At 71.0% G+C, this 26,762-nt stretch carries 27 protein-coding genes, 1 tRNA gene and 1 pseudogene; 17 read left to right on the forward strand and 12 right to left on the reverse strand.

The features are described 5' to 3' along the window. Window positions 1-69: 69 nt before the first annotated feature. Window positions 70-1,284 (reverse strand): hypothetical protein, encoded by a 1,215-nt coding sequence (locus ACFQ2D_RS04480; RefSeq protein WP_386795534.1) that lies wholly within the window; start codon window positions 1,282-1,284, stop codon window positions 70-72. Window positions 1,285-1,348: 64 nt separating this feature from the next. Between ACFQ2D_RS04480 and ACFQ2D_RS04485 the strand changes: the two genes are divergently transcribed. Further along, a complete protein-coding gene (locus ACFQ2D_RS04485) occupies window positions 1,349-2,095 on the forward strand; it encodes an enoyl-CoA hydratase/isomerase family protein (protein ID WP_280942130.1) in 747 nt (248 codons plus the stop codon). A gap of 22 nt (window positions 2,096-2,117) precedes the next feature. Here the strand turns inward: ACFQ2D_RS04485 and ACFQ2D_RS04490 are convergent, their stop codons facing one another. From ACFQ2D_RS04490 to ACFQ2D_RS04500, 3 genes and pseudogenes are all read right to left on the reverse strand, one after another. Then, on the reverse strand, window positions 2,118-2,972 hold the full coding sequence (locus ACFQ2D_RS04490) for a sulfurtransferase (protein ID WP_280942129.1): 855 nt from the start codon (window positions 2,970-2,972) through the stop codon (window positions 2,118-2,120). Further along, a pseudogene (locus tag ACFQ2D_RS04495) lies at window positions 2,969-3,717 on the reverse strand (NUDIX hydrolase). Before ACFQ2D_RS04495 ends, ACFQ2D_RS04490 begins: the two are co-directional and overlap by 4 nt. A gap of 200 nt (window positions 3,718-3,917) precedes the next feature. Next, window positions 3,918-4,631, reverse strand: coding sequence for an FKBP-type peptidyl-prolyl cis-trans isomerase N-terminal domain-containing protein (locus ACFQ2D_RS04500; RefSeq protein ID WP_280942128.1), 714 nt, complete (start codon window positions 4,629-4,631; stop codon window positions 3,918-3,920). A 191-nt stretch (window positions 4,632-4,822) separates the two neighbouring features. Here ACFQ2D_RS04500 and ACFQ2D_RS04505 point away from each other — a divergent pair, with 191 nt between their 5' ends. The 3 genes from ACFQ2D_RS04505 to nth are packed head-to-tail and all read left to right on the forward strand — an operon-like array spanning window position 4,823 to window position 6,656. Further along, window positions 4,823-5,605, forward strand: a complete 783-nt coding sequence (locus ACFQ2D_RS04505; RefSeq protein WP_280942127.1) for an enoyl-CoA hydratase/isomerase family protein — start codon at window positions 4,823-4,825, stop codon at window positions 5,603-5,605. Between the two features lie 8 nt (window positions 5,606-5,613). Continuing rightward, on the forward strand, window positions 5,614-5,973 hold the full coding sequence (locus ACFQ2D_RS04510) for a hypothetical protein (RefSeq protein ID WP_386795535.1): 360 nt from the start codon (window positions 5,614-5,616) through the stop codon (window positions 5,971-5,973). Further along, window positions 5,970-6,656, forward strand: a complete 687-nt coding sequence (nth, locus tag ACFQ2D_RS04515) for an endonuclease III (protein ID WP_386795536.1) — start codon at window positions 5,970-5,972, stop codon at window positions 6,654-6,656. Before ACFQ2D_RS04510 ends, nth begins: the two co-directional genes overlap by 4 nt. A gap of 404 nt (window positions 6,657-7,060) precedes the next feature. On the opposite strand, the gene ACFQ2D_RS04520 is transcribed toward nth, so the two are convergent. Continuing rightward, window positions 7,061-8,587: a M28 family metallopeptidase gene (locus ACFQ2D_RS04520; protein WP_280942714.1), complete on the reverse strand. Its 1,527-nt coding sequence runs from the start codon at window positions 8,585-8,587 to the stop codon at window positions 7,061-7,063. Window positions 8,588-8,947: 360 nt separating this feature from the next. Next, complete coding sequence (locus ACFQ2D_RS04525) at window positions 8,948-10,249, reverse strand: OprO/OprP family phosphate-selective porin (RefSeq protein WP_280942679.1); 1,302 nt, start codon at window positions 10,247-10,249, stop codon at window positions 8,948-8,950. Window positions 10,250-10,514: 265 nt separating this feature from the next. Here ACFQ2D_RS04525 and pstS (ACFQ2D_RS04530) point away from each other — a divergent pair, with 265 nt between their 5' ends. The 11 genes from pstS (ACFQ2D_RS04530) to ACFQ2D_RS04580 all read left to right on the forward strand — a co-directional run bounded on the left by pstS (ACFQ2D_RS04530) (window position 10,515) and on the right by ACFQ2D_RS04580 (window position 20,655). Continuing rightward, window positions 10,515-11,537 (forward strand): phosphate ABC transporter substrate-binding protein PstS, encoded by a 1,023-nt coding sequence (gene pstS / locus ACFQ2D_RS04530; RefSeq protein WP_280942680.1) that lies wholly within the window; start codon window positions 10,515-10,517, stop codon window positions 11,535-11,537. Window positions 11,538-11,890: 353 nt separating this feature from the next. After that, complete coding sequence (gene pstS, locus ACFQ2D_RS04535) at window positions 11,891-12,982, forward strand: phosphate ABC transporter substrate-binding protein PstS (protein WP_280942681.1); 1,092 nt, start codon at window positions 11,891-11,893, stop codon at window positions 12,980-12,982. A 151-nt stretch (window positions 12,983-13,133) separates the two neighbouring features. After that, window positions 13,134-14,102, forward strand: a complete 969-nt coding sequence (gene pstC / locus ACFQ2D_RS04540; RefSeq protein ID WP_386795537.1) for a phosphate ABC transporter permease subunit PstC — start codon at window positions 13,134-13,136, stop codon at window positions 14,100-14,102. Beyond that, window positions 14,102-14,986: a phosphate ABC transporter permease PstA gene (gene pstA, locus ACFQ2D_RS04545; RefSeq protein ID WP_280942682.1), complete on the forward strand. Its 885-nt coding sequence runs from the start codon at window positions 14,102-14,104 to the stop codon at window positions 14,984-14,986. Before pstC ends, pstA begins: the two co-directional genes overlap by 1 nt. 19 nt (window positions 14,987-15,005) lie before the next feature. Then, window positions 15,006-15,836: a phosphate ABC transporter ATP-binding protein PstB gene (pstB, locus tag ACFQ2D_RS04550; protein WP_280942716.1), complete on the forward strand. Its 831-nt coding sequence runs from the start codon at window positions 15,006-15,008 to the stop codon at window positions 15,834-15,836. A gap of 45 nt (window positions 15,837-15,881) precedes the next feature. Continuing rightward, a complete protein-coding gene (phoU, locus tag ACFQ2D_RS04555; RefSeq protein ID WP_280942683.1) occupies window positions 15,882-16,586 on the forward strand; it encodes a phosphate signaling complex protein PhoU in 705 nt (234 codons plus the stop codon). A 217-nt stretch (window positions 16,587-16,803) separates the two neighbouring features. Next, window positions 16,804-17,214, forward strand: coding sequence for an HvfA family oxazolone/thioamide-modified RiPP metallophore (locus tag ACFQ2D_RS04560; protein WP_280942684.1), 411 nt, complete (start codon window positions 16,804-16,806; stop codon window positions 17,212-17,214). A gap of 16 nt (window positions 17,215-17,230) precedes the next feature. Continuing rightward, window positions 17,231-18,106 carry an HvfB family MNIO-type RiPP peptide maturase gene (locus tag ACFQ2D_RS04565; protein WP_280942685.1) on the forward strand — a complete coding sequence of 292 codons (876 nt, stop codon included), beginning with the start codon at window positions 17,231-17,233 and terminating at the stop codon, window positions 18,104-18,106. Next, entirely contained in the window at window positions 18,099-18,869 is a 771-nt protein-coding gene (locus tag ACFQ2D_RS04570; protein WP_280942686.1) for an HvfC family RiPP maturation protein, read from the forward strand. Before ACFQ2D_RS04565 ends, ACFQ2D_RS04570 begins: the two co-directional genes overlap by 8 nt. Window positions 18,870-18,929: 60 nt before the next feature. Next, a complete protein-coding gene (gene rnt / locus ACFQ2D_RS04575; protein ID WP_280942687.1) occupies window positions 18,930-19,565 on the forward strand; it encodes a ribonuclease T in 636 nt (211 codons plus the stop codon). 88 nt (window positions 19,566-19,653) lie between these two features. Continuing rightward, window positions 19,654-20,655, forward strand: coding sequence for a hypothetical protein (locus ACFQ2D_RS04580; protein ID WP_280942688.1), 1,002 nt, complete (start codon window positions 19,654-19,656; stop codon window positions 20,653-20,655). 51 nt (window positions 20,656-20,706) lie between these two features. On the opposite strand, the gene sugE is transcribed toward ACFQ2D_RS04580, so the two are convergent. The 4 genes from sugE to rnr form a co-directional block, all read right to left on the reverse strand. Further along, window positions 20,707-21,027 carry a quaternary ammonium compound efflux SMR transporter SugE gene (gene sugE, locus ACFQ2D_RS04585; RefSeq protein WP_280942689.1) on the reverse strand — a complete coding sequence of 107 codons (321 nt, stop codon included), beginning with the start codon at window positions 21,025-21,027 and terminating at the stop codon, window positions 20,707-20,709. A 97-nt stretch (window positions 21,028-21,124) separates the two neighbouring features. Next, entirely contained in the window at window positions 21,125-21,376 is a 252-nt protein-coding gene (locus ACFQ2D_RS04590; RefSeq protein WP_280942690.1) for a CBU_0592 family membrane protein, read from the reverse strand. A 22-nt stretch (window positions 21,377-21,398) separates the two neighbouring features. After that, window positions 21,399-22,160: a 23S rRNA (guanosine(2251)-2'-O)-methyltransferase RlmB gene (rlmB, locus tag ACFQ2D_RS04595; RefSeq protein WP_280942691.1), complete on the reverse strand. Its 762-nt coding sequence runs from the start codon at window positions 22,158-22,160 to the stop codon at window positions 21,399-21,401. 67 nt (window positions 22,161-22,227) lie between these two features. Next, a complete protein-coding gene (gene rnr / locus ACFQ2D_RS04600) occupies window positions 22,228-24,615 on the reverse strand; it encodes a ribonuclease R (RefSeq protein ID WP_280942693.1) in 2,388 nt (795 codons plus the stop codon). Window positions 24,616-24,704: 89 nt separating this feature from the next. Between rnr and ACFQ2D_RS04605 the strand changes: the two genes are divergently transcribed. Further along, window positions 24,705-24,789: transfer RNA gene (locus tag ACFQ2D_RS04605), tRNA-Leu, on the forward strand. A gap of 185 nt (window positions 24,790-24,974) precedes the next feature. Continuing rightward, entirely contained in the window at window positions 24,975-25,547 is a 573-nt protein-coding gene (locus ACFQ2D_RS04610) for a COG4315 family predicted lipoprotein (RefSeq protein WP_280942694.1), read from the forward strand. Between the two features lie 74 nt (window positions 25,548-25,621). Here ACFQ2D_RS04610 and ACFQ2D_RS04615 read toward each other — a convergent pair whose 3' ends face one another. Continuing rightward, window positions 25,622-26,362 carry a DUF4142 domain-containing protein gene (locus ACFQ2D_RS04615; RefSeq protein ID WP_280942695.1) on the reverse strand — a complete coding sequence of 247 codons (741 nt, stop codon included), beginning with the start codon at window positions 26,360-26,362 and terminating at the stop codon, window positions 25,622-25,624. Window positions 26,363-26,493: 131 nt separating this feature from the next. Beyond that, window positions 26,494-26,721 carry a BON domain-containing protein gene (locus ACFQ2D_RS04620; RefSeq protein WP_280942696.1) on the reverse strand — a complete coding sequence of 76 codons (228 nt, stop codon included), beginning with the start codon at window positions 26,719-26,721 and terminating at the stop codon, window positions 26,494-26,496. Window positions 26,722-26,762 lie beyond the last annotated feature (41 nt).

Genomic DNA, 26,762 nt, shown 5'->3' on the forward strand with positions numbered 1-26,762 from the left:
GTCGCGCTGCGCGGGCGCGCCTCGCGACCGGCCGGGTCGCGCCCCGCCAATGCGGGACGCATCAGGCGGTCACGGACCGACCGTGAGGTTGGCCTGCACCGTGATGCCCTGCTGGATCAGGGAGGCGGCACCGCTGTTCTGCGCCATGACCATGATGCCGGCGGCCGCGTTTCCGGAGCCGTTCATGGCGTTGGACATGTCGAAACTGCCCGAGTGGGCATAGGCCACGCCGCCCGCGCCGCCTGCGCCGCCCGAGCCGCCGTTGCCGTCGCCGCCCGTGCCGTCGCCGCCGGTTCCGGCACCGCCGGCACCGCCCGCGCCGCCCCAGGCCGCGGCATCGCCGCTGCTGCCGCTGTTGCTGGCCGTGCTGTCGCCGCCGGTGGCCGAGGTGTCGGCGTTCGACCAGGCATCCGCCTGCGACTGGCTGTCCGCGCTGGCAGCGCCCGCTCCGCGTTCGCGCGCGCGGCTGCGTGCCTCGGCATAGGCATCGGAAGCCGACTGTCCGGCTGCGGCCGTCTGCGTCGCGCTGGCCGAATCGCCGGCGCGATCGCTTGCCGAACCCGCGTCGCCGCCGTCGCCGCCGGCGCCACCGGTGCCCGCACCGCCGACGCCCGCGCCACCGACACCGGCACCGCCGGCGCCGCCCGCGCCGCCGCCGGCGCTGCCCGCGTTGTTGGCGACGTTGCCCAGGCCCGATACGCCGTTGCCGGTGACCGTGCCGCTGAGCTGGGTGGTGGCCACCACGGTGTTGGAACTCGTATTGAACGAATCGGTGGCGGTATTGGTGGTGCTGGCGGTCGCCGTGCTGTTGTTGTCCGCCGCGGCACTGCCCGCGCCGGAGGCGACGGCCTGGGTCATGTTGTCGCGGTTGTTGCCGCTGGTGGCATTGTTGTCGCCGGCTCCTGCCTCGTTCTGGTCCTGGGCCATGAGCTGGCCCGAGGCGCCGAGCACGACCAGGACGGCCGCGGTGAGAACGCTGTGTCGAATGCGCATTGGTCTGACTCCTTCGGGTTCGTGCGCCAAAGACCGGCCGTCATGGCCGGCATTCGCGCTGCAGCCTTTCCGCAAGAGCGATGCCAAGCACGCGCGGCATGCGCAACACGTTGAAACAGCTGGATTTGCACGCGGCGGATCGCATCGACCTGCGGCCGGGCGCACGGTTCTACGCTGGAAATGTTTCAGCGCTGCAACGATGTGCAGGCGCAACGCCCGGGCGTCGTCCGCCACAAGCGCCTGCCGGCCGCAGCCCATGCGGGCCTGGCCGCGCGCGGCCTCGTGTTGCATCGACGCAACATCGGGCCGCGCGCCGGCGCCGCTATGATGGCAGTTCCTGCCACGGACCCGACGCATGATCGAACGCAGCCAGCACGACGGCATCCACGAACTGCGCCTGGCACGGCCGCCGGTCAATGCGCTCGACCCGGACCTGTGCCGGTCGCTGCGCGAGGCGGTCGCCGAAGCGATCGAGGCCGGTGCGCACGGCATCGTGCTGAGCGGCGGTCCCGGCCCCTTCTCCGCGGGACTGGACGTGCCGCACCTGGTCGGCCTCGATGCCGCCGCGCTGCGCGATGCCTGGGCCGGCTTCATCGACGCCGCCCGCGCGCTGGCGCAGTCTCCGGTACCGGTCGTCGCGGCCATCAACGGCCATGCGCCGGCGGGCGGCTGCGTCCTGGCGCTGTGCTGCGATTACCGGGTGATGGCCGCGGGCGACTACCGCATCGGGCTCAACGAGACGCAGGTAGGGCTGGTGGTCCCCGAAGGCATCCAGCGGCTGATGCGCCGCCTGGTCGGCGCGCACCGCGCCGAACGCCTGCTGGTGGCCGGCGCGATGGTCGAGGCGCAGCAGGCGCTGGCGATGGGGCTGGTCGACGAACTGGCGCCGGTCGCCGAGGTGCCGGCACGTGCGCATGCATGGCTTGCGCAACTGCTGTCGCTGCCGCGCAAGCCGATGCTGGCGACCCGCGCGATCGCACGCGCCGAGGTCGTCGCCTCGCTGCAGCCCGAACTGCTCGAACTCGACCGCTTCGTCGCCTCCTGGAACGATCCGGACACCCAGGCCGCGCTGCGCGCATTGCTGGCCAGGCTCGGCAAATAGACCAGCCGGCCGGACGGCGGCGTCAACCGTCGCCGGTCGCCACCGGTCGTGCGGGATCGTCGATCCAGCCGCTCCAGGAGCCGGTGTAGAGGCCGGCGCCGGCCAGGCCCGCATGTTCCAGCGCCAGCAGATGATGGCAGGCGGTGACGCCCGAACCGCACATCGCGACCAGGGCGTGCGCGCCACGCCCGCCCAGCAGCGCACTGAATTCCTCGCGCAGGCGGCCGGCCGGCTTGAAACGTCCGTCCTCGAGATTGCGCGCATAAGGTCGGTTGACCGCACCCGGCACGTGGCCGGCGACCGCATCGAGCGGCTCGGCCTCGCCGCGGAAACGCTCGGGGGCGCGCGCATCGAGCAGGATTCCGCCGCCGGCGAGGTGGCGCCGTACCGCGTCGGCATCGAACAGCCTCGCGGTATCGAAGCGGCCCGCGTAGGCGGTCGGCGACGGCACCGGCAGGTCCGCCTCCACCGGCAGGCCGAGCGTGGTCCAGCGCGCCCAGCCGCCGTCAAGCACCGCCACCGCGTCATGGCCCAGCAGTCGCAGCAGGCACCAGAGCCGCGCGGCGTGGGCGCCGTCGCCGGCGTCGTAGGCCACCACGCGGCTGTGCGGCGCGATTCCCCACGCCGACAGGCGTGAGGCGAAGGCGTCCGCGTCCGGCCAGGGATGGCGGCCCCGTCCCGGACCAGGCGGCCCGGACAGGTCGCGATCCAGGTGCGCGTAGCGCGCGCCCGGCAGGTGCGATTCGAGGTAGGCGCGCTCGCCGGCGGCGGGGTCGGCGAGGGAAAAGCGGCAGTCGACGACCACCATTTCGGCCGTGCCGAGCGACGCGGCCACGGCCTCCGGCTGCACCAGCGTGGTCCATCCGCTCGCGTTCATGGCAGGGCCTCCAGCCGCTGGCGCAGGTTGAACAGGATCGAGGCGGTGACGCCCCAGATGCGCTGACCGGGCGCGCCGGGATAGGGAGCATACTCGAGCACCCTGCGCGGCCGGCCCGCGAACTGGATCGTCAGTTCGCGCAGGTGCTCGGGCCCCATCAGGAAGTCCAGCGGCACCTCGAACACCGCCGCGACCTCGCCCGGGTCCGGCCGCGGAACGAAGTCGGGCGCCAGCCGTGCGAGCAGCGGCACCACCCGGTAGCCGGTAATGGTCCGCACCGGGTCGAGGTAGCCCAGCGGCGTGGCCTGCGCGCGCGGCAGCCCGATTTCCTCGCTGGCCTCGCGCAGCGCAGCGTCGAGCACGCCCGCGTCGCCCGGATCGATCCGTCCACCCGGCAGGCTGACCTGGCCCGCATGCTGGCGCAGGCCGTCGTTGCGACGCGTGAGCAGGACCTGCAGTCCGTCCTGCCGCGGCACCAGCCCGAGCAGGACCGCGGCATCCAGCGGCGGCATCGCCTCGAGCAGGCCGTCGAGTTCGGCCAGGTTCCATTCCGGTCCGACCGGCTCCGCGCCCAGCGGATGCAGCGCGCGGACGATCCGGTCCAGTGGCATCGCCCGCGTGTTCACCCGGTGCGCTGCGCCTCGCGCCTGGGCAGTTCCCGCTCCATCAGCCGGCGGCGCTCCTCGTCGTCCATCTGCACCCAGCGCGTGATTTCCGCGGCGCTGCGATGGCAACCCAGGCACAGGCCCTGCTCGTCGAGCGTGCAGACGCCGGTACAGGGGGTGAGGATCGCGCGCACTCGGGGGACTCGCCAGGTGGATCGGGGACGGAAAAAAAACGACAGCGCCGGCGGACGCCGGCGCTGTCGGTGTGGCGGTGGCCGCGGGACGCAGTCCCGATGTTACCGCCGTGTGCCGCGTAGGCCGCGCGTCGCGCGGCCTCCGGTCACTTGACGCTGACCAGCTTGACGTCGAACACGACCGCCTGGTTGGCCATGCGCCCGGCGCGCATGTCGGTGCCGTAGGCCTTGTCGCCCGGCAGCACCACTTCCCAGCGCGCGCCGGCCGGCATCTGCAGCAGCGCCTCGCGCAGGCCCGCGAGCGGGATCTGGCTGACCTTCATCGTCACCGGGCCGGCCTGCTGGCCTTCCGGCGCCTGCGCGGTGTCGACGAACACGGTGCCGTCGGGCAGCGAACCCTTGTAGCTGATCTGCACGTCGCTGGCCTGGGTCGGCTTGGCGCCGCTGCCGTTCTCGATCACGCGATACTGCACGGTGCTGCCCGACAGGGTCTGCACGCCCGCCTTGGCGCGGTTCTGCGCCAGGAACGCGTCGCTCTGGGTCTTGTTCTGGTTGGCCAGCTGGGTGAACTCGGCCTCCATCTTGGCCTGCTGGCGCTTCTGCATGTTCTCGACCGCAGCCTTGAGCTGGTCGACCGGCACGGCAGGCTGCTTCTTGGCGTAAGCGTCCTGGATCGCCTTGATCACGGTGTTGACGTCGACCGCCTCGCCGCGCGCGGTCAGTTCCGCCAGTTCGACGCCGGTGTTGAAGCCGATCGCATAGCTCAGCTTGCCTTTTTCGGACGTGGTGTCCTGGGCGGAAGCCGCCGCGGAGACCAGGGTGATTGCCGCGAGGGAGGCGGCAAGCAGACGCAATTTCATTCGGTCACTCTCCAGGAAAATACGGTCGGCCGGTGGACCGGCCCGGACACGACAGGGGGCGGTCGAACCGCCCCCAGTGGACGCGCTAGGATAGCGGCCGCTGGGCTTAACCGCCACTGACGCCTCCCCTCCGACCCGCCGGGGGCCGACAAGTTCAATCGGCCCCCGCCGTCTTCATGTTTGCGAAGCCGATGACCGACTCCCCCCTGCTGATCGAAGACCGCGACGCCGTCCGCGTCATCACCATCCACCGCCCCGAGCGCCTGAACGCGCTGGACTCGGCGACCATCGCCGCCCTGCACGCCGCCGCCGACGCGGCCGCCGACGACGCGTCGGTGAGGGTGGTGGTGCTGACCGGTGCGGGTCCCAAGGCATTCGTGGCCGGAGCGGACATTGCGGAGATGTCGGGCCTGACGCCGAGCGAGGGACGCGACTTCGCCCTGCGCGGCCAGCGCATGATGCGGCGCCTGGAGACCCTGCCCAAGCCGGTGATCGCGATGGTGAACGGATTCGCCCTGGGCGGCGGCCTGGAACTGGCGATGTGCTGCCACCTGCGCATCGCTTCGGAGACCGCCAAGGTCGGCCAGCCCGAGATCAACCTGGGGCTGATCCCGGGCTTCGGCGGCACCCAGCGCCTGCTGCGCCTGGCCGGGCGTGCGGCCACCCTGGAGCTGTGCCTGGCCGGCGCGCCGGTGGACGCGGCGCGGGCGCTGCAGCTGGGCATCGTCAACCGCGTGGTACCCGCTGCCGAGCTGGAAGCGGCCACGATGGCGCTGGCCACGCAGCTGGCGGCCGCCGCGCCGCTGGCGCTGCGCGGGATCCTGGACTGCGTGAACACCGGCGGCGAATGCGGCATCGAGGAAGGCCTGGCCTACGAAGCCGCGCAGTTCGGCCTAGTGTTCTCCACCGAGGACATGCGCGAGGGCACCTCTGCCTTCCTCGCCAAGCGCAGACCCGAGTTCCAAGGCCGCTGAGCCGCGACATGCCCGCAACCCGACCTCCGGCCGACCGTGCGGACGGCGCGCGGCTGGCCGCGCTGCTGCAGGCCGGCGAGATCGACGCGGCGATCGACGCCGGGCTGATGGGCTTCGTCGACGACGATCCCGCGCTCGATCCTGCCGCGCGCGCCGTCGTCGTCCAGGCTCGCGAGCGGCTGCGGCAGGCCTGGGCCGCGCGCGATCGCTACCGGGCGCGCGCCGCGCGCCTGGCCCGTCGCGCGGCCGAACGCGAGGCGCGGCGCAATCCCGCGCCCGCCGCCAGCGCTGGCCCCGCGCCCGCACTGCCGCCGGCCGCGGCGGCCGCGCTGGCGCGCGCGCGCGCGCGTGCGGGCGGCAAGCCATGACCGCCCCCCGCAAATCGACGCGCGCACGCGCGCCCCGCCGCAGCCGGCTGTCCCGGGACGAAGTCCACGAACTGTTTTCCCGCCTCGCCGAGATCGACCCCGAGCCGACCACCGAGCTCGAGTATTCCACCCCCTTCGAGCTGCTGGTCGCGGTGGTGCTGTCGGCCCAGGCCACCGACGTGGGCGTGAACAAGGCGACGCGGCGGCTGTACCCCGTCGCCAATACGCCGCAGGCGATCCTCGACCTGGGCGAGGAAGGACTCAAGCGGCATATCTCCACCATCGGCCTGTTCAACGCGAAGGCGAAGAACGTCATGGCCCTGTGCCGGATCCTGGTCGACCAGCATGGCGGCGAAGTGCCGCGCACCCGCGAAGCGCTCGAGGCGCTGCCGGGCGTCGGGCGCAAGACCGCCAACGTCGTGCTCAACACCCTGTTCGGCGAGGGCACGATCGCCGTCGACACGCATATCTTCCGCGTGTCCAACCGCACCGGCCTGGCGCCGGGCAAGGACGTGCGCGCGGTCGAGGACGGGCTGATGACGGTGGTGCCGCCCGAATACCTCCTGGGCGCGCACCACTGGCTGATCCTGCATGGTCGCTACGTGTGCAAGGCGCGCAAGCCCGACTGCCCGCGCTGCATCATTCGCGATCTCTGCCGCTACCCCGACAAGACGCTGGCCTGACCGGCGCGCGGGCGGACGCATTTCCGCCCCGCGGGCGCCGTGCGGCACCTTCGCACGCCGATTCCCCCGCTGCCCGGGCGCCGTGCGTGCAAGTTACGCAGACCCGGCTGCCCACGCTGCAGCATCCAGGACATCCGCAGCTACCGCGCCAGACGCCGGCCGGCCGGCGCGTGGCGGACGCGTTTCCGCGCGCGGGCGCGATGCCGCAGCTTTCCGCGCCGGTTCGTTCGCTGTCCGGCCAGGACGTGCACGAGGCGTGCAAGCCCGACTGCCCGCGCTGCATCATCCGGGACATCTGCCGTCGCCCGGACCGAAAGCTTCCAGCACGGGATGGCGGCGAGGAAACGGCCGTTCACGGCCGCGAAGCGGATCCGGCACCGGCTTCGCCGGCGCCGGATCGCCAATCACTCGACGTCGCGCTCGGTGAACGGCTTGCGCGGCATGCGCTCGGCGCGCGTCGCCGCGTGCCAGGCGAAGGAGGCGATGATGGCCGCAGCCTGCTTCAGGTCCTCCGGCACCACGTGGTCGTAGGTATCCAGGTGAGTGTGGTGGACGTGCGAGAAGTAGTCGGCCGGATCCTGCACGAACTGGAAGCCCGGCAGGCCGACGCGGTCGAAGGACATGTGGTCGGTGCTGCCGGTGTTGCGGGTGGTGACGATGTCCGCGCCCAGGTCCTTGAACGGCTCCAGCCAGGCCTTGAACACCGGTACGGCGGCGTGGTTCTCCTGCGCATAGATGCCGCGGATCCGGCCGGTGCCGTTGTCGAAGTTGAAATAGGTGGAAAAACGCTCGTAGCCGCGCTTGCGCTGCAGTGGTCCGGTGCCGCGCTGGAAGGCGCGCGGCAGCGCCCGCTGCTCGGGATCGGTGGGCTCGGGATACGCGGCAAGGTGTTTCGAGACATAGCCCGCGGACCCGTTGAGGCCCTGCTCCTCGCCGCCCCACAGGGCGATGCGGATGGTGCGGTCGGGACGCGCGCCGATCGCCTTGAGGATGCGCATGGCCTCCATCATCACCACCACGCCGGCGCCGTTGTCGCTGGCTCCGGTCCCGGTGTGCCAGGAATCCAGGTGGGCGCCGATGACCACCAGTTCGGACGCCTTGCCGCCCTTGCCCGGCAGTTCGGCGAAGACGTTGCTCGCCGGCAGGTCGGCGTCGCTGGTAAAGCCGCCATCGACGTCGATGCGCAGGCGCACGTCCTGCTTGCGCTCCACCGCACGCACCAGCTGGTTGTAGTGTTCGGCCGAGACCACCAGCCCGGTCACGCCGGCCGGTTCGCCGGCCTTGCGCGCTCCGCCGCCGGCCACGCGCAGGATGCCGTTGTCCCAGGAGCTGATCGACAGCGTCGCCACGGCGCCCTCTTCCACCAGGAAGGCATTGAGCGCGCGGTTCAGCTCCTCGCGCTTGCGGTACTCGGCAAGGCGCCTGGCCTGCGCGTCCTCGCCCCGGTCCTGGGGCACCGGGAAGGTCTGCAGCTCGCCGAGTTCTTCCTCGCTGTAGCGGCGGAAGTCGGGACGCTCGGCAGGCTTGTAGGCGCGCGCCTCGTCGAGCAGCACGATCTTGCCGTGCAGCTTCCCCTTGTGCTTCTCCAGGTCCTCGACGGTCTTGAACGTGGCGCGCACCACTTCGCCTTCCACCGGGCCGTCGGTGCCGGGCGTCCAGGCCTTGGGCAGCGCGTGGATCGGCAGCGTCCGCGGCGAAACCATCTCCACGCGCGCGGACCGGAATTCCCAGCCGCGGCCGAAGGCGGGATCGTAGACCTCGTCGTGCACGTTGGCCAGGCCCCAGCCCGAGAGCTTGTCGCGCGCCCATGCGGTCGAGCGTTCGTACCCCGGCGAATTGGTCAGGCGCGGACCGATGGTTTCGGTGAGTTCCTTGAGCAGCGCAGGCGCCTGCGAACGCCCGAAGGCCTCGTGGCGGATCTTCGCCACCATGTCCAGGTCGACCGGCTCGCCGGCCCGTCCCGCCCCGGCGGCACACAGCACCGCCAATCCCGCACCCCACAACCAGCCCCGCGTACTGCTCGCCACTCGCCGCCCCCTGTCGCTCGATTCGATGCAAAAAAAAACGATGCCCGGGCGCCGCTGGCGCCGCGTGCACCGTCCGCTGTCCTGGCGCGCGCACCGCAGTGCAGGCGGGCGCCATGGCGGGACCTTAGCGCAGTGCGGCGGGTCGGGGCCATGCCATTGGTCATGGGGCGCCACCTGCGCATCGAATCGCCCGGGGCGTGCCCCCCGAACAGAAAAGGCCCCGGGCTTCCCCGGGGCCTTCGGAGCCGGCCGCGACCCCGCCGTCTACCAGGAGAACTGCGTGCGCAAGGCGTACTGCCCGGTCTCGTCGCCGGTCAAGCCGTTGTCGCCCCGGGTGTAGTTGAACATGAAGCGCAGGCCGGGATTGACGTAGTAGTTGACGCCCAGGATCCAGCTGCTCACGTCGAGTCCGGCGATGTCCTTGTTCTCGATCGAGTCGTAGCGTGCGGTCAGCTCCCACAGGCCACGGTCGGCCACCGGTGCCGAGCCGAACACGCCGGTGCCGGCCTTGTAGGGCTTGTGGCCGCCGTTGAGATGCCAGCTGCCCTGCAGGTACCAGGCGGTGACGTCCTGGTCGGGCCCGACCGGCTGGCCGAACGAGGCATTGGCGTATTCGCCCTGGAAGAACACCGGGCCGAAGGATCCGGCCGCCTCCAGCGCGTAGGCCGAGATGTCGCTGCGACTGGCGCCGGTCACGGTGGCGATGGCCTGCGATGGGCCACGCCGGCCGGCGTAGTTGGCGACCGCGGACAGGTCGGCCGATCCCTGGTTGGCGTTCTCGTGACTGGCCCAGGCCCCGAAGTGGAGAGTGCTGTCGGCGGTGTTGATCGGGGCGAACGTCACGCGTCCTGCATAGCCCACGCCTTCGTTGCGCGAACCGCTGGCGCCGCGCAGGTTGAAGGCGCTGAAGCCGGCCGTGTAGTTGCCGCCGCCGCGCAGGTAGCCCACGCCCTGCTGGAACTGGCGGCCGCTGAACAGGCCCGTGGCGGTCGCGAACGGACGTTCCATCATCAGGATCTCGTTGGAACTGGTCAGCTCCTCCATCGCGCGGTAGGGCTTGAAGTGGCCGATGGTGAACTTGCCGCCGAGCGCCGACTTCGCGATGTAGGCATCGCGCAGGCCGTCGAGGTTGCTGCCCGCGGCGAAATCCTGCTCGAGCTTGTAGTCCCAGCCATAGGCCTTGCCCTGCAGCGTCAGGCGCGCGCGGCGGAACTCGGTGGTGCCGGTGGTGCTGGCCAGGTCGCGGTCGAAGGCATAGGCGTCGAAATGGATGCGGCCGCCCAGGGAGGCCTCGAACTTCTTGTCGGGCGATGTCACCTTCAGGCCGCCCTTGGTGGCAACCACCGGCGTGCCGGTGGCGATCTTGTCCAGGTTCTCCTGGGTGGCGACGTTGATGTCCGACTGCGCATCGGTGCGCGTTTCGAGCTCTTCGACCTTGGCCGCCAGCGCAGAGATCTGGGCCTTGAGCTCGGTGATTTCGCGGTCCTGTGCCGACTGGGCGGCGGCGGTGAAGCTGGTCGAGCCGAGTGCGGTGGCAAGCGCGGCAGCGAGGATCGTGTGACGCATGTGCTGAAGTCCCGATGATGGAAGGAAGTAGGTGCGCAGCGGCTGGTGCCGTCGCAACGCGAGCGCGTGGGTTGCCGATGGGGCGACCCGGGCGTGCACAGGATGGGGCGGTTTCGTGACCGACAAATGACAGCGCGTCGCAGCGCGCACGGCCCTGCATCGCGCGGCGTCATGCAACCGTCATCGGCGCGGCATCGGCCTGTCATCTGACGGTCGTGCAATGGCGCCGCAGCGGGACTCCCCCCGCATTGACTCCAGGGACACCATGCACGCCATCTTCAAGACCTCGATCGCCGCGCTCGGCCTCTCGGCCGCGCTCGCCGCCGCCACCGTCCGCGCCAACGACGCCACCGGTGCCGGCGCGTCCTTCGTGTATCCGGCCATCTCGCGCTGGTCGGCCGATTACCGGCAGGCCACCGGCAAGCAGATCAACTACCAGTCGATCGGCTCGGGCGGGGGTATCGCGCAGATCAAGGCGGCGACCGTCGATTTCGGCTCGTCCGATGCACCGCTCAAGCCCGACGAGCTCGCCAAGTCAGGTCTGGCGCAGTTCCCGTCGGTGATTGGCGGCGTGGTGCCGATCGTCAACCTGCAGGGCGTACAGGCGGGCGCGATGAAGCTCGACGGCGCGACGCTGGCCGACATCTTCCTGGGCAAGATCACCAGGTGGAACGATCCGGCCATCGTCGCGCTCAACGGCGGCATTCCGCTGCCGGATGCCAAGATCACCGTCGTGCACCGCTCGGATGGCTCGGGCACCAGCTTCAACTTCACCAACTACCTGTCCAAGGTCAGCCCCGGCTGGAAGGACGCGGTGGGCGAAGGCACCGCGGTCAAATGGCCGGTCGGCATCGGCGGCAAGGGCAATGAAGGCGTCGCGGCCTACGTCAAGCAGATCAAGGGCGGCATCGGCTACGTCGAGCTGTCGTATGCACTGCAGAACCGGCTGGCCTACTCGCGCCTGAAGAACGCGGCCGGCAACTTCGTGAATCCGAGCGAGGAGACCTTCTCCGCGGCAGCGGCCAGCGCCGACTGGGGCTCGACCAGCGACTTCCACCTGGTGATGACCAACGCGCCGGGCGAGAACGCCTGGCCGATCACCGCCACCAACTTCATCCTGATGCGCAAGCAGCCCAGGAACGCGGAAGGCGCGAAGAATGCCCGCGAATTCTTCCGCTGGGTGTACGCCAACGGCGACGACCAGGCGCGCACGCTGGGCTACGTGCCGCTGCCCGACTCGCTGGTGCGCCAGGTCGAGTCCTACTGGACCACCGCGTTGCCCTACTGATCCGCTTTCCTCTCCCGGCGATCTTCCTGGCGGGCCTTCGGGCCCGCCTTTCTGGTTCCGCGCGCAGCTGCAGCGGGATGGCGCGGCGCATTCCTGCCGCGGGCTTCGTCCAGTGACCGCCCGGAGCCGGGGTGACGGCCGTTGAGCACAAGAATTTACGGACGCCGCGCAGGTGCGCTGGGGCGGCATCCGCCCGATGCCGCCCAGCGATCGCGCCTCTGGGTCCGTTCGCATCCCCGCGGCCGCGGCGGGGCCGTTTGCAGTCGCGTCTGCGGGCGTCATACGGCTGTAACAAAAACATCATTTCATAGCGGCATCCCCTCCACGGCCTGCCAGGCCTTCCGGAATTGCCCATGATCGCTTCGCGTGTCCGCCCGACCCTCCTGGCCCTGTCGGCCGCCCTGCTCGTGACCGCCTGCTCGCCGGAGGGCGGCGCGCCGGCCGGCCCGGCGCCCGCCGCCGATGCCGATGCCGCCGCATCCGCGGGCGACCGCGTCAGCGTCGACATCTCCGGCGCAGGCGCCTCCTTCATCTTCCCGCTGGTGTCGAAGTGGTCGGCCGACTACAACGCGGCCACCGGCGCCAAGGTCAACTACCAGTCGATCGGCTCGGGCGGCGGCATCGCGCAGATCAAGGCCGGCACCGTCGATTTCGGTTCCAGCGACAAGCCGCTGTCGAGCGACGAACTCGCCGAAGCAGGCCTGGGCCAGTTCCCGTCGGCGATCGGCGGCGTGGTGCCCGTGCTCAACCTCGAGGGCCTGCAGCCCGGCCAGCTGAAGCTCACCGGCCCGCTGCTGGCCGACATCTTCCTGGGCAAGATCGCGACCTGGAACGATCCCGCCATCGCCGCGCTCAATCCTGGCGTGCCGCTGCCCGCAGGCAAGATCAGCGTCGTGCATCGCTCCGACGGATCGGGCACCACCTTCAACTTCTCCAACTACCTGTCCAAGGTCAGCGACGACTGGAAATCCAGGGTTGGCGAAGGCACCTCGCTGCAGTGGCCGGTCGGCGTCGGCGGCAAGGGCAACGAGGGCGTCGCCTCGTACGTGCAGCAGATCAAGGGCGCCATCGGTTACGTCGAACTGGCCTACGCCCTGCAGAACGGCATGCCGTACGCATCGCTGCAGAACGCAGCCGGCCATTTCGTGCGACCCAGCGAAGAAAGCTTCGCGGCGGCGGCCGCCACCGCCGACTGGGCCAGCGCCAGCGACTTCGACCTGGTCATCACCGATGCGCCCGGCGCGGACGCCTGGCCGATCACCGCCACCAACTTCATGCTGATGCACAAGCAGCCGAAGGACCCCGCGCGCAGCCAGGCCACGCGCGCCTTTTTCCGGTGGGCGTTCGAGCACGGCCGGACGCAGGCAGCCGAGCTGCATTACGTGCCGCTGCCGCCGGAACTGGTGCAGCAGATCGAGGCGTACTGGGCGTCGGAGTTCAAGTGATGCCGCATCCGCGCAACCTGCGCGGTTGGCGTCGCGCCATCTTCGCGAAGGCGGCGGGTCCAGCGCCCGGGCGTCCGACCCTCCCCGGCAGCGCCCGGGTGGCGGATCCCCGCCTTCGCGGACACGGCGACACCTCTGTTCCGGAATCCCCATGAGCGCCATTTCCCTCTCGGCTCCGCACGGTACGGCGCGCGACCTGCGCGATGCGCGCAACGACCGCATCTTCCGCTGGCTGCTGACCGCAACGGTCGGCCTGGTGCTGGTGGCGCTGGCCGGCGCCGCCCTGTCCATGCTGTGGGGCGGCCGCGAGGCCTTGGCCTCGCAGGGCCTGGGCTTCTTCTTCTCGTCCGAGTGGAATCCGGTCGAGAACCGCTACGGCGCCCTGGTGCCGATCTACGGCACCATCGTCACCGCCGTCATCGCGATGGTGATCGCCGTTCCCGTGAGCTTCGGCATCGCCTTCTTCCTCACCGAGGTGGCGCCGCGCTGGATGCGCGGGCCGGTGGGCACGGCGATCGAACTGCTGGCCGGCGTGCCCTCGATCATCTACGGCATGTGGGGCCTGTTCGTGCTGGTGCCGGTGATGACCGAATACGTCACGCCCTGGCTCAACGACCACCTGGGCACCCTGCCTGGCGTCGGCGTGCTGTTCCGCGGCCCGCCGCTGGGCATCGGCATGCTCACCGCCGGCTTCGTGCTGGCGATCATGGTGATCCCCTTCATCTCCTCGGTGATGCGCGAGGTCTTCCTCACGGTGCCGACCCGGCTGAAGGAATCGGCCTATGCGCTGGGCTCGACCAAGTGGGAGGTCAGCTGGGACATCGTCCTGCCCTACACCCGCTCGGCGGTGATCGGCGGCATCTTCCTGGGCCTCGGCCGCGCGCTTGGCGAGACCATGGCCGTCGCCTTCGTGGTCGGCAACTCGGTACGCCTGTCGCCCTCGCTGCTGGAGCCGGGCACCACCATCGCCGCGCTGATTGCCAACGACTTCGGCGAGGCCACCGACACCTACCGCTCCGCCCTGCTGCTGCTCGGCTTCGTGCTGTTCCTGGTGACCTTCGTGGTGCTGGCGATCGCGCGCCTCATGCTGATGCAGCTGGCACGCAGGGAGGGCAACTGATGTCCGCGTCCACCGCCCGCGAGCATGCCGTCGCCGACCGTCTCTATGCACGCCGCCGCTTCGGCAACGGCCTGGCGATCGCGCTGGGCATCCTCACCGCCTGCTTCGGCCTGTTCTTCCTGGGCTGGATCCTCTGGACCCTGGCCAGCAAGGCCGTCGGCGGGATCGACTGGGCGCTGTTCACGCAGATGACCCCGCCGCCGATGCAGGAGGGCGGCCTGCTCAACGCCTTCTTCGGCAGCGCGGTGATGTGCGCGATGGCCATCGCCATCGGCACGCCGCTGGGCGTGGCCGCCGGCACCTGGCTGTCGGAGTACGGCAAGGCGCGCAAGGCCGGCACGGTGGTGCGCTTCGTCAACGACATCCTGCTGTCGGCGCCGTCGATCGTCCTCGGCCTGTTCGTCTATACCCTGGTGGTGATGCAGACCGGCGGCCGCTTCTCGGCCCTCGCAGGCGCCATCGCCCTGGCCTTCATCGTGCTGCCGGTGGTGGTGCGCACTACCGACGAGATGCTGCAGCTGGTGCCGGTGCAGATGCGCGAGGCCGCGCTGTCGCTGGGCGTGCCGCAGTGGAAGGTGATCGTGCAGGTGCTGTACCGCAGCGCATCGGCGGGCATCGTCACCGGCATCCTGCTCTCGCTGGCCCGCATCTCCGGCGAAACCGCGCCGCTGCTGTTCACCGCCTTCGGCAACCAGTACTGGAACTCGAACGTGCTGCAGCCGATGGCGAGCGTGCCGGTGGTGATGTACCAGTACGCCGGCAGCCCCTACGAATCCTGGCAGCAGCTCGCCTGGGCCGGCGCCTTCGTGCTGACCGTGTTCGTGCTGCTGGTCAGCCTGTCGGCGCGCGCGCTGCTGCTGCGCAACAGGATCTCCCATGACTGACCTTTCCCTGGACCCGTCCATGAACGACCTCCAATCCGCCGTGCCGATGCAGCGCTTCAACGTGGCCACGCAGCAGCGCGGCGCGCTGGCACCGATGCCGACCAAGATCGCGGTCAAGGGCCTGGACTTCCACTACGACCGGTTCCACGCGCTGAAGAACATCAACCTGGAGATCCCGGAAAAGCGCGTGACCGCGCTGATCGGGCCCTCGGGCTGCGGCAAGTCCACCCTGCTGCGCATCTTCAACCGGATCTACGCGCTGTACCCGAAGCTGCGCGCCAGCGGCGAGATCCTGCTCGACGGCGAGGACATCCTCTCGCCGAAGTACCCGATGAACCGCCTGCGCAGCAAGGTCGGCATGGTGTTCCAGAAGCCGGTGCCGTTCCCGATGACGATCTACGAGAACATCGCCTACGCCATCCGCCACCACGAGAAGCTCTCGAAGGCGCAGCTCGACGAGCGCGTGGAGCACGCGCTGCGCCAGGGCGCGCTGTGGGACGAGGTCAAGGACAAGCTGGGCCAGTCTGCGCTCGGCCTGTCCGGCGGCCAGCAGCAGCGCCTGTGCATCGCGCGCGCGGTCGCCCTGCGCCCGGACGTGCTGTTGCTGGACGAGCCGACCTCCGCGCTCGACCCGATCTCGACCAGCCGCATCGAACAGCTGATCGAAGAGCTCAAGCTCGATTACACCATCGTCATCGTCACCCACAACATGCAGCAGGCCGCGCGCGTGTCGGATTTCACGGCTTTCATGTACCTGGGCGACCTGGTCGAACACGGCACCACCGAGACCATCTTCTCCAACCCCTCGAAGCAGCAGACCGAGGACTACATCACCGGCCGCTTCGGCTGAATCGCGACGGCGACGCACTCCCACTTCCCATCCGGACACCCACCCATGAGCACCCAGCCCCACGACCACATCGTCAGGAGCTACGACGAGGAACGGCAGCGGTTGACCGGCGAGATCCTGCGCATGGGCGAGATGGCGGTGGCCCAGCTGGAGGCGGCGCTGGACGTCGTCGAGCGCCGCGACGACAGGGCCGCCGCGCGCATCGTCGCCAACGACGAGGCCATCGACCTGCTTGAGCACGAAGTCAGCCAGGACGTGATGCGGCTGGCGCTGCGCGGGCCGATGGCACGCGACCTGCGCGAGATCCTCTCCGCCCTGCGGATCGCCTCGGACATCGAACGCATCGGCGATTACGCCGCCAACGTCGCCAAGCGCTCGACCGCGCTCAATTCCGCGCCGCCGCTGCCGCACACGCGCGGGCTGGCCATCCTCGGCCAGCGGGTGGTGCGCCAGCTGCGCGACGTGCTGGAGGCGTTCGCGACCGACGACGCTGAGGCCGCGCAGCGCGTGCGCGCGCAGGACGCCGAGGTCGACACCCTGCACACCGGCCTGTTCCGCGAACTGCTGACCTACATGATGGAAGACGCCCGGGCGATCACCCCGTGCACCCACCTGCTGTTCATGGCCAAGAACCTCGAGCGCATCGGCGACCACGCCACCAACATCGCGGAGAACATCTGGTTCCTGGTGCATGGCGACGACGCGCTGCCGCCGCGCGAGAAGCGCGACGACACCAGCGGTCCGGGCTGAGGCCCCGGGGCACCTCCCGCCGTCCGGATCCACCGGCGGATCGGACTAACCGCGGCTTAATGCGGCTGCGCCCACACTGCCGCCCGGAGGCAGGTCCGACGGCCGCACGGCACCCGGGCGCGCGTCGCGACGCCGCTCCGCCGCGGCCCAGCGGAGGACTATCCTCCCGACTCCCGCCATCGCAGGCGGGCGCACCCGTCCAGAGAGGAGCTCCACCATGAATTCCAGCAAGAAGCCCGCCGTGGTCCGGCTCGGCACCGCCCTCGCCGGTGGCCTGCTGCTGTCCGGCTCCAGTTTCGCGGTCACTCCGCTCGCCCAGGGCTACATGGCCGGCGCGCCCGAGGCCGCGGCCGCCAAGGCGCAGGAAGGCAGCTGCGGTGGCGACAAGGCCGCCCACAAGTCCGGCGAAGGCAAGTGCGGCATCGACCGCGTCGATACCGACAAGGACGGCAAGGTCTCGCGCGCCGAGTTCGATGCCGTCCATCCGGACGAGGGCGGGAAGTTCGCCGCCATGGATGCCAACGGCGACGGCTTCGTCGACAAGGCCGAGCACGAGGCCCACAAGGCCGCCGCCAAGGGCGACATGGAAGGCAAGTGCGGCGAGGGCAAGTGCGGCGGCATGGCCTGAGCAGGGTCGGCCCCGCGTGACCACGTCGCCGCCACCGCTGGCCGCGGCCAGCGCGGGCCTGGGCCTGCGGCGCGGACTGCTGTCCGCGCTGCAGGCCGCCGCGCCCGGCGACGTGGATTTCCTCGAATGCGCGCCGGAGAACTGGATCGGCGTCGGCGGTCGGCTCGGCGTGGCCTTCGAGGCGCTGGCCGAGCGGCACCCACTGACCTGCCACGGACTGTCGCTGTCGCTGGGCGGCCCGGCGCCGCTGGACGAGACCTTCGTGGCGCGCGTGGGCCGATTCCTCGACCGTCATCGCGTGGCCCTCTACAGCGAGCACCTGAGCTGGTGCAGCGACGACGGCCAGCTCTACGACCTGCTGCCCCTGCCCTTCACCGAGGAGGCGGTGGCGCATGTCTCGGCGCGGATCCGGCGCGTGCAGGACATCCTCGGCCGCCGCATCGCGATCGAGAACGTGAGCTACTACGCCGCCCTGCCCGCCGCCCCCGCGCAGGCGCTGGACGAGGCCGGTTTCGTCGAGGCGGTGCTGGCGGAAGCCGACTGCGACCTGCTGCTGGACGTCAACAACATCCTCGTCAACGCGGTCAACCACGGATACGACGCCGCAGCCTTCCTGCGCCGCATGCCCTCGAACCGGATCGCCTGCTACCACGTCGCGGGGCACCACGACGAGGCACCGGGACTGAAGGTGGATACGCATGGGGCGGCGGTCATCCCCGACGTGTGGTCGCTGCTGGCCGAGGCCTACCGCGTGCACGGGTTGCGACCGACCCTGCTCGAGCGCGACTTCAACCTGCCGCCCTTCGCCGAACTGCTCGACGAGATCGCGTCGATCCGTGCGCTGCAGCGCGCCGCCGCCGCGGCACCGGCTGCGGTTCCGGCGCGTGGCTGAGTCCCTGCTGCGAGCGCAGCAGTTCGCGCTCTCGCGCCACTTGCGCGACCCGCGGGGCGTGCCTGCGCCGGACGGCATCCGCGACGACCGCCTGGCGGTCTATCGCGATCTGCTCTACAACAACCTGCAGTCCCTGCTGGCCGGCAACTTCCCGGTGATCCGGCGCATCCTGGCCGGCGAGGACTGGCATGCGCTGGTCCGTGCCTTCTACGCTGGCCATCGCTGCCGCACGCCGCTGTTCACGGAGATCGGGCGCGAGTTCGTGCGCTGGCTCGAGACCGAGCCCGACCCCGGGCTCCCGCCCTGGATCGCAGAACTGGCGCATTACGAGTGGGTCGAGCTGGCGCTGCAGATCTCCGATGCGCTGCCGCCGGCGGACCTTGCGCCACTGCCCGCCACCGCTGCGGGCGAGGCGCTGCTCGACGCCGCCCCGGTGGTCTCGCCCCTGGCCTGGGCGCTCGCCTACCGCTGGCCGGTGCAGCGCATCGGCCCGTCGTTCCGGCCGGACCGCGCGCCGGATGCGCCGACCCTGTTGCTGGTACGTCGCGACGCCGACGGCGAGGTGCGCTTCGCGGAACTGTCGCCGCTGGCCTTCCGCCTGCTCGAACTGCTGGCGCCGGGCACGCGCAGCGGCCGCGACTGCCTGGAGGCGCTGGCCCGGGAAGCCGGTTCGGCGGATCCGGATGCGCTGATCGCCGACGGCGCGGCGCTGCTCGCGCGCATGGCCGTCGACAGCACGCTCTGCGGCATGCGCGCTGCCTGAGCGCCGCATCGGCACTCGGGCGATGGCGGGCGCGGACGCACGCTCTGCTAGGCTTTGCGCATGGAACAAGCCGCAGCGCCCGCCCCCAACGTCACCCTGCTCACCCGCCGTTTCCGCGGCTACCTGCCGGTGGTGGTGGACGTCGAAACCGGCGGCTTCGACTGGAACCGGCACGCACTGCTGGAGATCGCCGCGGTGCCGCTGGACGTGGACGAGACCGGCGCGCTGGTGCCCGGTCCCGCCACCAGCGCCCACGTCGTGCCCGCGCCCGGCACCGAGATCGACCCGCAGTCGCTGGAAGTCACCGGGATCGACATCGACCACCCCTTCCGCTTCGCCAAGCCGGAGCGCGAAGCGCTCGACCACGTGTTCGCGGGGGTGCGCGCCGCCGTGCGCAGGCACGGCTGCCAGCGCGCGATCCTGGTCGGCCACAACGCGCATTTCGACCTGAACTTCGTCAACGCCGCGGTCGCCCGCACCGGGCACAAGCGCAACCCCTTCCATCCCTTCAGCGTGTTCGACACCGTCACCCTCGCCGGCGTGGCCTACGGACAGACGGTGCTGGCGCGTGCGGTGCAGGCCGCCGGCTTCAGCTGGAGCAGCGAAGACGCGCATTCGGCGCTGTACGACGCCGAGCAGACCGCGAAGCTGTTCTGCACCATCGTCAACGCCTGGCCGGCGCCGCAGCGCGCCTGATCCGCGCACATCGCGGCGGCACCGCCGTCGACCCCGGCTGAACATCGCCTGTGCTCCACTCGATGCGTCCGCACGAGAGGAGACCGCGATGCCGATCACCCGCGCCAAGGCCAGCCAGCTGCTCAACCAGCGCGAGATGGCACTCTACGACGACAGCCGCATCAACGGCCTGCGCCAGCTCGACGGCAGGGCACTGGCGACGCGCGTCGCCCGCGCGCGTACCGCCCGCGACCGCGCGCGCGACATCGTCCGCCGGCAGAAGCTCGCCTCGCGCGAGCGCACTGGCAGCAAGCGCGGCAGCAGCGGCGGCGCCAACCAGCGCAGCAAGGACAAGGCCGAGCTGCTGGCCGACATCCTCGACCGCTTCGAGACGCGCCTGCGCGAGGTCGAGGGGACGGCCGGCAAGGCGCGCAAGTCGGCCCCGGCGAAGAAGTCCCGCGGCGGCACGCCGGCGAACCCCGCCGGGAGCACTGCGACCACCAAGGCCGGAAGCAAGAAGACCGCCACATCCACCAACGCCACCCGGACCACCAGGACGACAAAGACCACGAAGACCGCGAGGGCATCCGGGCCGGCCAAGCCGGCGACGGCGACCGGACAGTCGACACGTCCGGCCGCGGCGTCCCCGACCAGGCGGGCGGCTCCGGCGCCTGCGAAGACCGCGCGCCAGCCTGCCAGCGCGAAGCCCGCAGGCAACGCCGGACCCACAGCGAGCGAGGCCACCCGCAATGCAGCGGGGAAGCAGGGCGGCGGCAAGGCCGGACGCAGCCCGGCTGCGAAGGCACCGCCCCAGGACGGTGTCCGTCGCCGGTCGCGCAAGCGCCGCATCACGCCCGAGGAGGCGCTGGCCCAGACCCAGGCACTGCTCGAGGCCAAGCAGGTCCGCGACAGCGAACCCAAGCCCTGGGAGGACATCGGCGGCACGGGCCCCGCGGCGGGCGAACCCGGCTACCAGTCCGCCAGTGCAGAGCGCCGCGCCAGGCGCCTGCACGCGGCCGAAATCCGGCTCCCGGCCAACCAGGGCAGCATCAGCACCCGCGACCGGGTGAACCAGGGCAAGCGCGACCATCGCGGCCAGGCCGACGACTGAGCGACCAACACCTGCGGTTACGCGATCGCGCAGACCGGGCGCCGCGCCCGGTCAGGCCGGCGAGGCGAGCTTGAGCCCGATGATGCCCAGTACGATCAGGCCCAGGCTCACCAGGCGGCCCGGGTTGGCGGGCTCGCCCAGCAGCACGATGCCGAGGATCGCGGTACCCACCGCACCGACACCCACCCACACCGCATAGGCGGTGCCCACCGGCAGCGACTTCATCGCCACGCCCAGCAGGCCGAGGCTGATCGCCATCGCCGCCACCGTGCCAAGGGTCGGCCACAGACGGGTGAAGCCTTCGGTGTATTTCAGTCCGATCGCCCAGCCGATCTCGAACACGCCGGCCAGCAACAGGATGATCCAGGGCATCGCGCAACCTCCATCTTCAATGGGGTCGTCCCCGGGGCAGCCGCAGGCGCAGGGTCGTCCCTGCGCGGGGCCATGTTCGCACGCGGGGCCGGCCGGGTCAGGCGCCGCCGGGCCGCCGGAACAGGCCGTAGGCGTTGAGCAACAGCCACGCCACCAGCAGGAAGAACAGCGGCGGGTTGAAATACCGCAGGGCCGCAGGCAGCAGCGCGGCCGCGCCCAGCAGGCCCAGCGCCGCGCGCGCGCGGGCGCGCCCGTCGGCGCGCGGCGCGAACAGCAGCAGGAACAGGGCCAGCAGCATCAGCGCCGCACCGGCGAATCCGAGCCAGTCCTGCCACGCCAGTGCCGCCATCCTCGATCCTCCTCGCCCCGGGTCAACCGCTGCGCTGGCGGACCGCCTCGAACAGGGTCACGCCAGCGGCCACCGAGACGTTGAGACTCTCGACGCCGGGAGAAGTTTCCAGCCCGGGCATCGGCACGGACACCAGCTGGTCGCAGTGCTCCCGCGTGAGCCGGCGCAGGCCGTCGGCCTCGCCGCCCAGCACCAGGGCCACGTTGCCGCGCAGGTCGAGCGCATAGAGCGACGCCTTTGCATCGCCGGCGAGGCCGTAGATCCACACGCCCAGCTTCTGCAGCTCGGCCAGGGTGCGCGAAAGATTGGTCACGCGCACCACGGGGATGCTGTCGGCGGCACCGGCCGAGGTCTTGCGCACCGTGGCGTTGACCTGCACCGCCTTGTCCTTGGGGATCACCACCGCGGTCGCGCCCGCCGCGGCCGCGCTGCGCAGGCAGGCGCCAAGGTTGTGCGGATCCTGCACGCCGTCGAGCACCAGCAGCAGCGCGCGCCCACCGGCCTGCCCGACCAGGTCGGACAGGTCGTGTTCGTCCCAGGTCTTCGCCGCGGCATAGCGCGCCGCCACGCCCTGGTGGCGCACGCCGCCGGCCACGCCGTCGAGCGCCTGCTGCGCCACGCGGCGCACGTCGATGTCGCGCCGCCGGGCGGCGGTTTCGATCTCGGCCAGGCGCGGATTCTTCGCCCCCGCCTCGACCAGCACCTCGCGCACGTGCTCGGCATCGTGCTCGACGGCCGAGGCGACGGCGTTGATGCCGACGATCCACTGGTTCTGCTTGGACATGCGGGGGCTGGTTACCGGTGTCGGGCTGCGGATTGTACGGGCGACCGGGCTGCGGCCGCCCGCCGCGTCAGTATTTCTGCTTCTTGCGCCGGGCGGGCTGGCCGCGCGGCGGCGCGCCGGGCCCGCGCTCGCCGGCGAGGCGGAAATCGATCTTGCGCTCTTCCAGGCTGGCCTTGAGCACGATGATGCTCACCCGGTCGCCGAGGCGGAACTCGCGCCCGGCGCGCTCGCCGGTCAGGGTCTTGCGCACCGGGTCGAAGTGGTAGAAATCGCTGGGCAGCTGGGTCACGTGGACCAGGCCGTTGACCTTGGACTGGTCGAGCTCCACGAACAGGCCGAAGCTGGTCACGCCGCTGATGGTGCCGTCGAACTCGCCACCGACGTGCTGCTCCATCCACGCCGCGCGGTAGCGCTCGTCGACCTCGCGCTCGGCTTCGTCGGCCCGGCGCTCGCGCTCGGAACACTGCAGCGCCAGCGACGCCATCTGGCTCGGGCTGTGGAAGGCCTCGCGCCGGCCGCTCCTGAGGATGTGCTTGATCGCGCGGTGCACCAGCAGGTCGGGGTAGCGCCGGATCGGCGAGGTGAAATGCGCATAGGCCTGCAGCGCCAGTCCGAAGTGGCCGATGTTGTCCGGCGAATACACCGCCTGGCTCTGGCTGCGCAGGATCACCGACTCGAGCAGGGTCGCGTCCGGCCGGTCGCGCACCTTCTTGAGCAGGTTGGCGAAGTCCTTGGGCTGGAGGCGGCCCCACGCGGGCATGCGCAATGCGAATTCCTTGAGGAACTCGAGCAGGTCGGCGTACTTGGACTCCGGCGGCTTGTCGTGGATGCGGTACGGCGCCGGGATCTTCGCTTCCAGCAGGAACCTGGCGGCCTCGACGTTGGCCGCGATCATGCACTCCTCGATCAGCTTGTGCGCGTCGTTGCGCTGGAGCATCCCGGCCTGCACCACCTCGCCGCGGTTGTCGAGCACGAAGCGCACTTCCGACGACTCGAACTCGATCGCGCCGCGCCTGGCGCGCGCCTTGGCCAGCACCTTGTAGAGCTGGTGCAGGCGCTCGACCTGCGGGATGAGGGATCCGATCTGCTCGCGCGCCTCGGCATCCCCCTCGCCGACGGCCTTCCAGACCTGGTTGTAGGTCAGCCGCGCATGCGAACGCATCACCGCTTCATGGAAGGTGGACGACACCACCTCGCCGTCGCGGTCGACCTGCATGTCGCAGGCGAAGCACAGCCGGTCGACGTTCGGGTTGAGCGAACAGATGCCGTTGGACAGCGTCTCGGGCAGCATCGGCACGACGAAGCCCGGGAAGTACACGCTGGTCGCGCGCAGCTGCGCCTCGTCGTCCAGCGGCGTGCCGGGCCGCACGTAGCTCGACACGTCCGCGATCGCCACCACCAGGCGGAAACCGCGCGCGTTGGGCTCGCAGTAGACCGCGTCGTCGAAGTCCTTGGCGTCCTCGCCATCGATCGTGACCAGCGGCAGCTCGCGCAGGTCCCGGCGACCGGCGGCGGCATTGGCGTCCACCTGCAGCGGCACCGCGGCGGCCTCGGCCAGCACCGCGGCCGGAAATTCGTGTGGCAGCTCGTGGCCGTGGATCGCGGCTTCGACCACCAGCGAGGGCGTCAGCGCATCGCCCAGCACCGCCAGGACCTTGCCGATCGGCGGGCGCCGCTCATCGGCGGGCGTGGTGATCTCGCAGACCACCAGCTGCCCGTGTTGCGCGCCCAGGCGCGCGTCGGAGGGGACCTGCACGTTGCGCTGGATGCGGCGGTCGTCGGGCACCACGAAGCTGATGCCCGACTCGATGGTGAAGCGTCCGATCAGCCGGTTGAGGCGGCGCTCGAGCACCTCGACGATCACGCCCTCGCGGCGACCGCGCCGGTCCATCCCGGTGACGCTGGCCATGGCGCGATCGCCGTGCATGACCTTGCGCATTTCCACCGGCGGCAGGAACAGGTCGTCGCCCACGCCCTTGTCGGGACGCAGGAAGCCGAAGCCATCGGGATTGGCGATGACGGTGCCGGCGATCAGGTCCAGCGGACCCGCCGGCACGTAGCCGCCGCGCCGGTTCTGCAGCAGCTGTCCGTCGCGGACCATGGCGCCGAGGCGCTTGCCGAGCGCCGCGGCGCGGTCGGGCGCGGTCAGGTCCAGCCGCTCCGCCAGCATCTCCATGGTGAGCGGGCCATCGGCCTCCTCCAGCAGCTGCAGGATGGCTTCGCGGCTGGCGATGGGCTGCGCGTAGCGCTCGGCCTCCCGACCGGCGTGGGGATCGACGAAGCCACCGCCTCCGCTTCCGGCACGCGTTCCCGAACGGGCCGGCGGCGCTGGGGGCAGCCAGCCCGGCTGCGCGGACCTGGCGCCGCGGTTGCGTTGCGGGCCTTGGCCCGATGCGGGCTTGTCGCCCCGTCCCTTGCCGCTACGGGCGCTGCGCTTGCTGGGTGTTTTCGCCATCGGCGGCATGGTACACGCCGCCGCGTGTGGCGCGGATGCAGAAACCCGTTGACAATACCCGCACCGCGCCGCAACATACGCGGCCACCTGCCCAGGTGGCGGAATTGGTAGACGCACTAGTTTCAGGTACTAGCGGGTAAAACCGTGGAGGTTCGAGTCCTCTCCTGGGCACCAAGTTGGTCCGGCCACCGCGCAACGCGGAACGCCGAAAGAAGAACCCCGCCAGCCGCGGGGTTTTTTTTGCCCTTTTCCAGCGATCGGGACGTCGCGGCGCGCGCCACGCCGTGCCGGATGCCTTGATCGTGCGGTCACGATCCGCCGCGCACCATCGCGATGTCCCCCTCCGCAGGAGCACGCGCATGCTGCCCAGACCCGTCCTGTCCGCCCTCGCCCTCGCCCTGCTGGTCGCATGCGGGCAGGACGTCACGCCACCCGACGGCGGTGCCACCGGCGGCGAAGCCGCGCGTGCCCCGGTCGATGCCGAAGCCGCACCGGCGGACAGCGGACACGCATCCACCAACGCGTCGGCCGGCGGCGCCACGCTGATGCTCGAGGGCGGCGAGACCGGCTATGTGGCCGACGCCAGCGGTGCCGCCCTGTATTACCTGGAAGGCAACACCGACGGCAGCAAGTGCGACGATGCCTGCCAGCAGGTGTGGCCCCCGGTCATGCTGGGCAGCGGCGACGCGCCGGTGGCGGGCCCCGGCCTGCAGCAACCGGCGGTCGCAACCCTGCAGACGCCGTCCGGCGCGCATCACGTGACCTACCACGGCAAGCCGCTGTACCGCTATGCGGGCGACCGCGGCGCACGGACCACCACCGGCCACGATGTCCAGGACGACTGGGGACACTGGAAGCTCGCCGGCGTGGACGGCGGGGCCGCCAGTCCGGCCTCGGGACAGGACGCGCCATCGCAAACCGCGACGAGATAAAGCAGGAGGCGGCCATCGGGCCGCCTCTTCCTGCTTGCCGCGGCGCGGATCGGGACCCGCGCCGCGGACTGCCGTCAACGCGCTCCCTGCAGCGAGCGCGCGGTATCCAGATGCCGCGAGATCGCCGCGCGGGTGGACTGCAGGTGCTGGGCGACCGCAGCGTCGCCAGCGCCGGGGATCAGCTCGTTGTCCAGCTTGGCCAGCGCTTCCTCATGGCCCTTCACCATCGCGGCGATCCATTCGCGGCTGAACTCGTCGCCTTCCAGCGCCGACAGCCGGCGTCGTTCGGCCTCGTGCTTGTCGCGCATCGCGGCCAGCTCCGGAGAGTCCGACGCGGTGTCGCCTTCGGGCGTGTGTGCTGCCTGGCCGGCGCCTGCAGGCTGCACGTCGGCCGTGCCGGCGGCGATGTCCCGGTTGGGGCCGTTCTCGGCGTAGTGCTGGCCGTCGCCGGATTCGCCGGCGACGCCGCCCAGCAGACCGCGCGTGGCTTCGAGGTTGCGTCCATGGTCGTCGCGCAGCGTCTCGGCGTAGGCCCGCACGTCGCCCTGCACGTTCTTGGCCAGCGCATCCTCGGCCGCCGCGATCTCATGGCGATCGACCTCCTGCACGGCGAGCAGCGCACGGCGGTCGTGATCGGCCAGGGACCCGGCGGACGCGCCAGGCGCCGTGGCTGCATCCGGTGCGGCCGCCGGTTCGGTCGGGGCGGTGTCGGCCGCGACCGGATCGGCCGGCGGGTTGTCGGCATCGCTGTCATTGGCGCAGGCAGCGAGCGCGAGGGTCAGTGCGGCAGCCAGCAGCGTGGGATGGAATTTCATGGGCGGTCTCCTTTTGACGGACAGGGCCTGGGAGGTTGGCGGCAAACGCCCTGTCCAGCGCCGGCCGTCGAACAGTCCGATACCGCAGGGTCCAGGTTCGGCTGGCAGTCCGGCGATGACGGGAATTGGGCTCAGCGGTCGGCGTCGGCGCTGATCCGGATGCCGCTGGTGTCCACGCGCACCACGCCGTCGACGCCGCGCGCGACCTGCACGGCCTTGTCCAGCTCGGACTGGCTGCCCAGTTCGCCGGTCAGCGAAGCCACGCCGTCGGTGGTCTCGACATTCAGCGCCAGCCCCGACACGCCCCTGCTCGCCAGCAGTTCGGTCTTGACCCTGGTGGCGATCCAGGTGTCGTCCATCGACCGGGCTGAATCACGGCCGCTCACGGCGCGATCGCCGC

Source organism: Luteimonas composti (assembly GCF_042678665.1).
Taxonomy (GTDB): Bacteria; Pseudomonadota; Gammaproteobacteria; order Xanthomonadales; family Xanthomonadaceae; genus Luteimonas; species Luteimonas composti.

Bases quoted from the DNA above. Each gene is read 5' to 3' on its own strand.
- ACFQ2D_RS04580 (WP_280942688.1), top strand. From the start codon at position 19,654: ATGCCGATCACCCGCGCCAAGGCCAGCCAGCTGCTCAACCAGCGCGAG.
- ACFQ2D_RS04480 (WP_386795534.1), bottom strand. From the start codon at position 1,284: ATGCAACACGAGGCCGCGCGCGGCCAGGCCCGCATGGGCTGCGGCCGG.
- ACFQ2D_RS04510 (WP_386795535.1), top strand. From the start codon at position 5,614: ATGCCCGCAACCCGACCTCCGGCCGACCGTGCGGACGGCGCGCGGCTG.
- ACFQ2D_RS04500 (WP_280942128.1), bottom strand. From the start codon at position 4,631: ATGAAATTGCGTCTGCTTGCCGCCTCCCTCGCGGCAATCACCCTGGTC.
- pstS (WP_280942681.1), top strand. From the start codon at position 11,891: ATGATCGCTTCGCGTGTCCGCCCGACCCTCCTGGCCCTGTCGGCCGCC.
- sugE (WP_280942689.1), bottom strand. From the start codon at position 21,027: ATGCCCTGGATCATCCTGTTGCTGGCCGGCGTGTTCGAGATCGGCTGG.
- rnr (WP_280942693.1), bottom strand. From the start codon at position 24,615: ATGGCGAAAACACCCAGCAAGCGCAGCGCCCGTAGCGGCAAGGGACGG.
- ACFQ2D_RS04610 (WP_280942694.1), top strand. From the start codon at position 24,975: ATGCTGCCCAGACCCGTCCTGTCCGCCCTCGCCCTCGCCCTGCTGGTC.
- rlmB (WP_280942691.1), bottom strand. From the start codon at position 22,160: ATGTCCAAGCAGAACCAGTGGATCGTCGGCATCAACGCCGTCGCCTCG.
- ACFQ2D_RS04485 (WP_280942130.1), top strand. From the start codon at position 1,349: ATGATCGAACGCAGCCAGCACGACGGCATCCACGAACTGCGCCTGGCA.
- ACFQ2D_RS04620 (WP_280942696.1), bottom strand. From the start codon at position 26,721: ATGGACGACACCTGGATCGCCACCAGGGTCAAGACCGAACTGCTGGCG.
- ACFQ2D_RS04615 (WP_280942695.1), bottom strand. From the start codon at position 26,362: ATGAAATTCCATCCCACGCTGCTGGCTGCCGCACTGACCCTCGCGCTC.
- pstS (WP_280942680.1), top strand. From the start codon at position 10,515: ATGCACGCCATCTTCAAGACCTCGATCGCCGCGCTCGGCCTCTCGGCC.
- ACFQ2D_RS04520 (WP_280942714.1), bottom strand. From the start codon at position 8,587: ATGGTGGCGAAGATCCGCCACGAGGCCTTCGGGCGTTCGCAGGCGCCT.
- nth (WP_386795536.1), top strand. From the start codon at position 5,970: ATGACCGCCCCCCGCAAATCGACGCGCGCACGCGCGCCCCGCCGCAGC.
- pstC (WP_386795537.1), top strand. From the start codon at position 13,134: ATGAGCGCCATTTCCCTCTCGGCTCCGCACGGTACGGCGCGCGACCTG.
- ACFQ2D_RS04560 (WP_280942684.1), top strand. From the start codon at position 16,804: ATGAATTCCAGCAAGAAGCCCGCCGTGGTCCGGCTCGGCACCGCCCTC.
- pstA (WP_280942682.1), top strand. From the start codon at position 14,102: ATGTCCGCGTCCACCGCCCGCGAGCATGCCGTCGCCGACCGTCTCTAT.
- ACFQ2D_RS04505 (WP_280942127.1), top strand. From the start codon at position 4,823: ATGACCGACTCCCCCCTGCTGATCGAAGACCGCGACGCCGTCCGCGTC.
- ACFQ2D_RS04525 (WP_280942679.1), bottom strand. From the start codon at position 10,249: ATGCGTCACACGATCCTCGCTGCCGCGCTTGCCACCGCACTCGGCTCG.
- pstB (WP_280942716.1), top strand. From the start codon at position 15,006: ATGAACGACCTCCAATCCGCCGTGCCGATGCAGCGCTTCAACGTGGCC.
- rnt (WP_280942687.1), top strand. From the start codon at position 18,930: ATGGAACAAGCCGCAGCGCCCGCCCCCAACGTCACCCTGCTCACCCGC.
- ACFQ2D_RS04490 (WP_280942129.1), bottom strand. From the start codon at position 2,972: ATGAACGCGAGCGGATGGACCACGCTGGTGCAGCCGGAGGCCGTGGCC.
- ACFQ2D_RS04590 (WP_280942690.1), bottom strand. From the start codon at position 21,376: ATGGCGGCACTGGCGTGGCAGGACTGGCTCGGATTCGCCGGTGCGGCG.
- phoU (WP_280942683.1), top strand. From the start codon at position 15,882: ATGAGCACCCAGCCCCACGACCACATCGTCAGGAGCTACGACGAGGAA.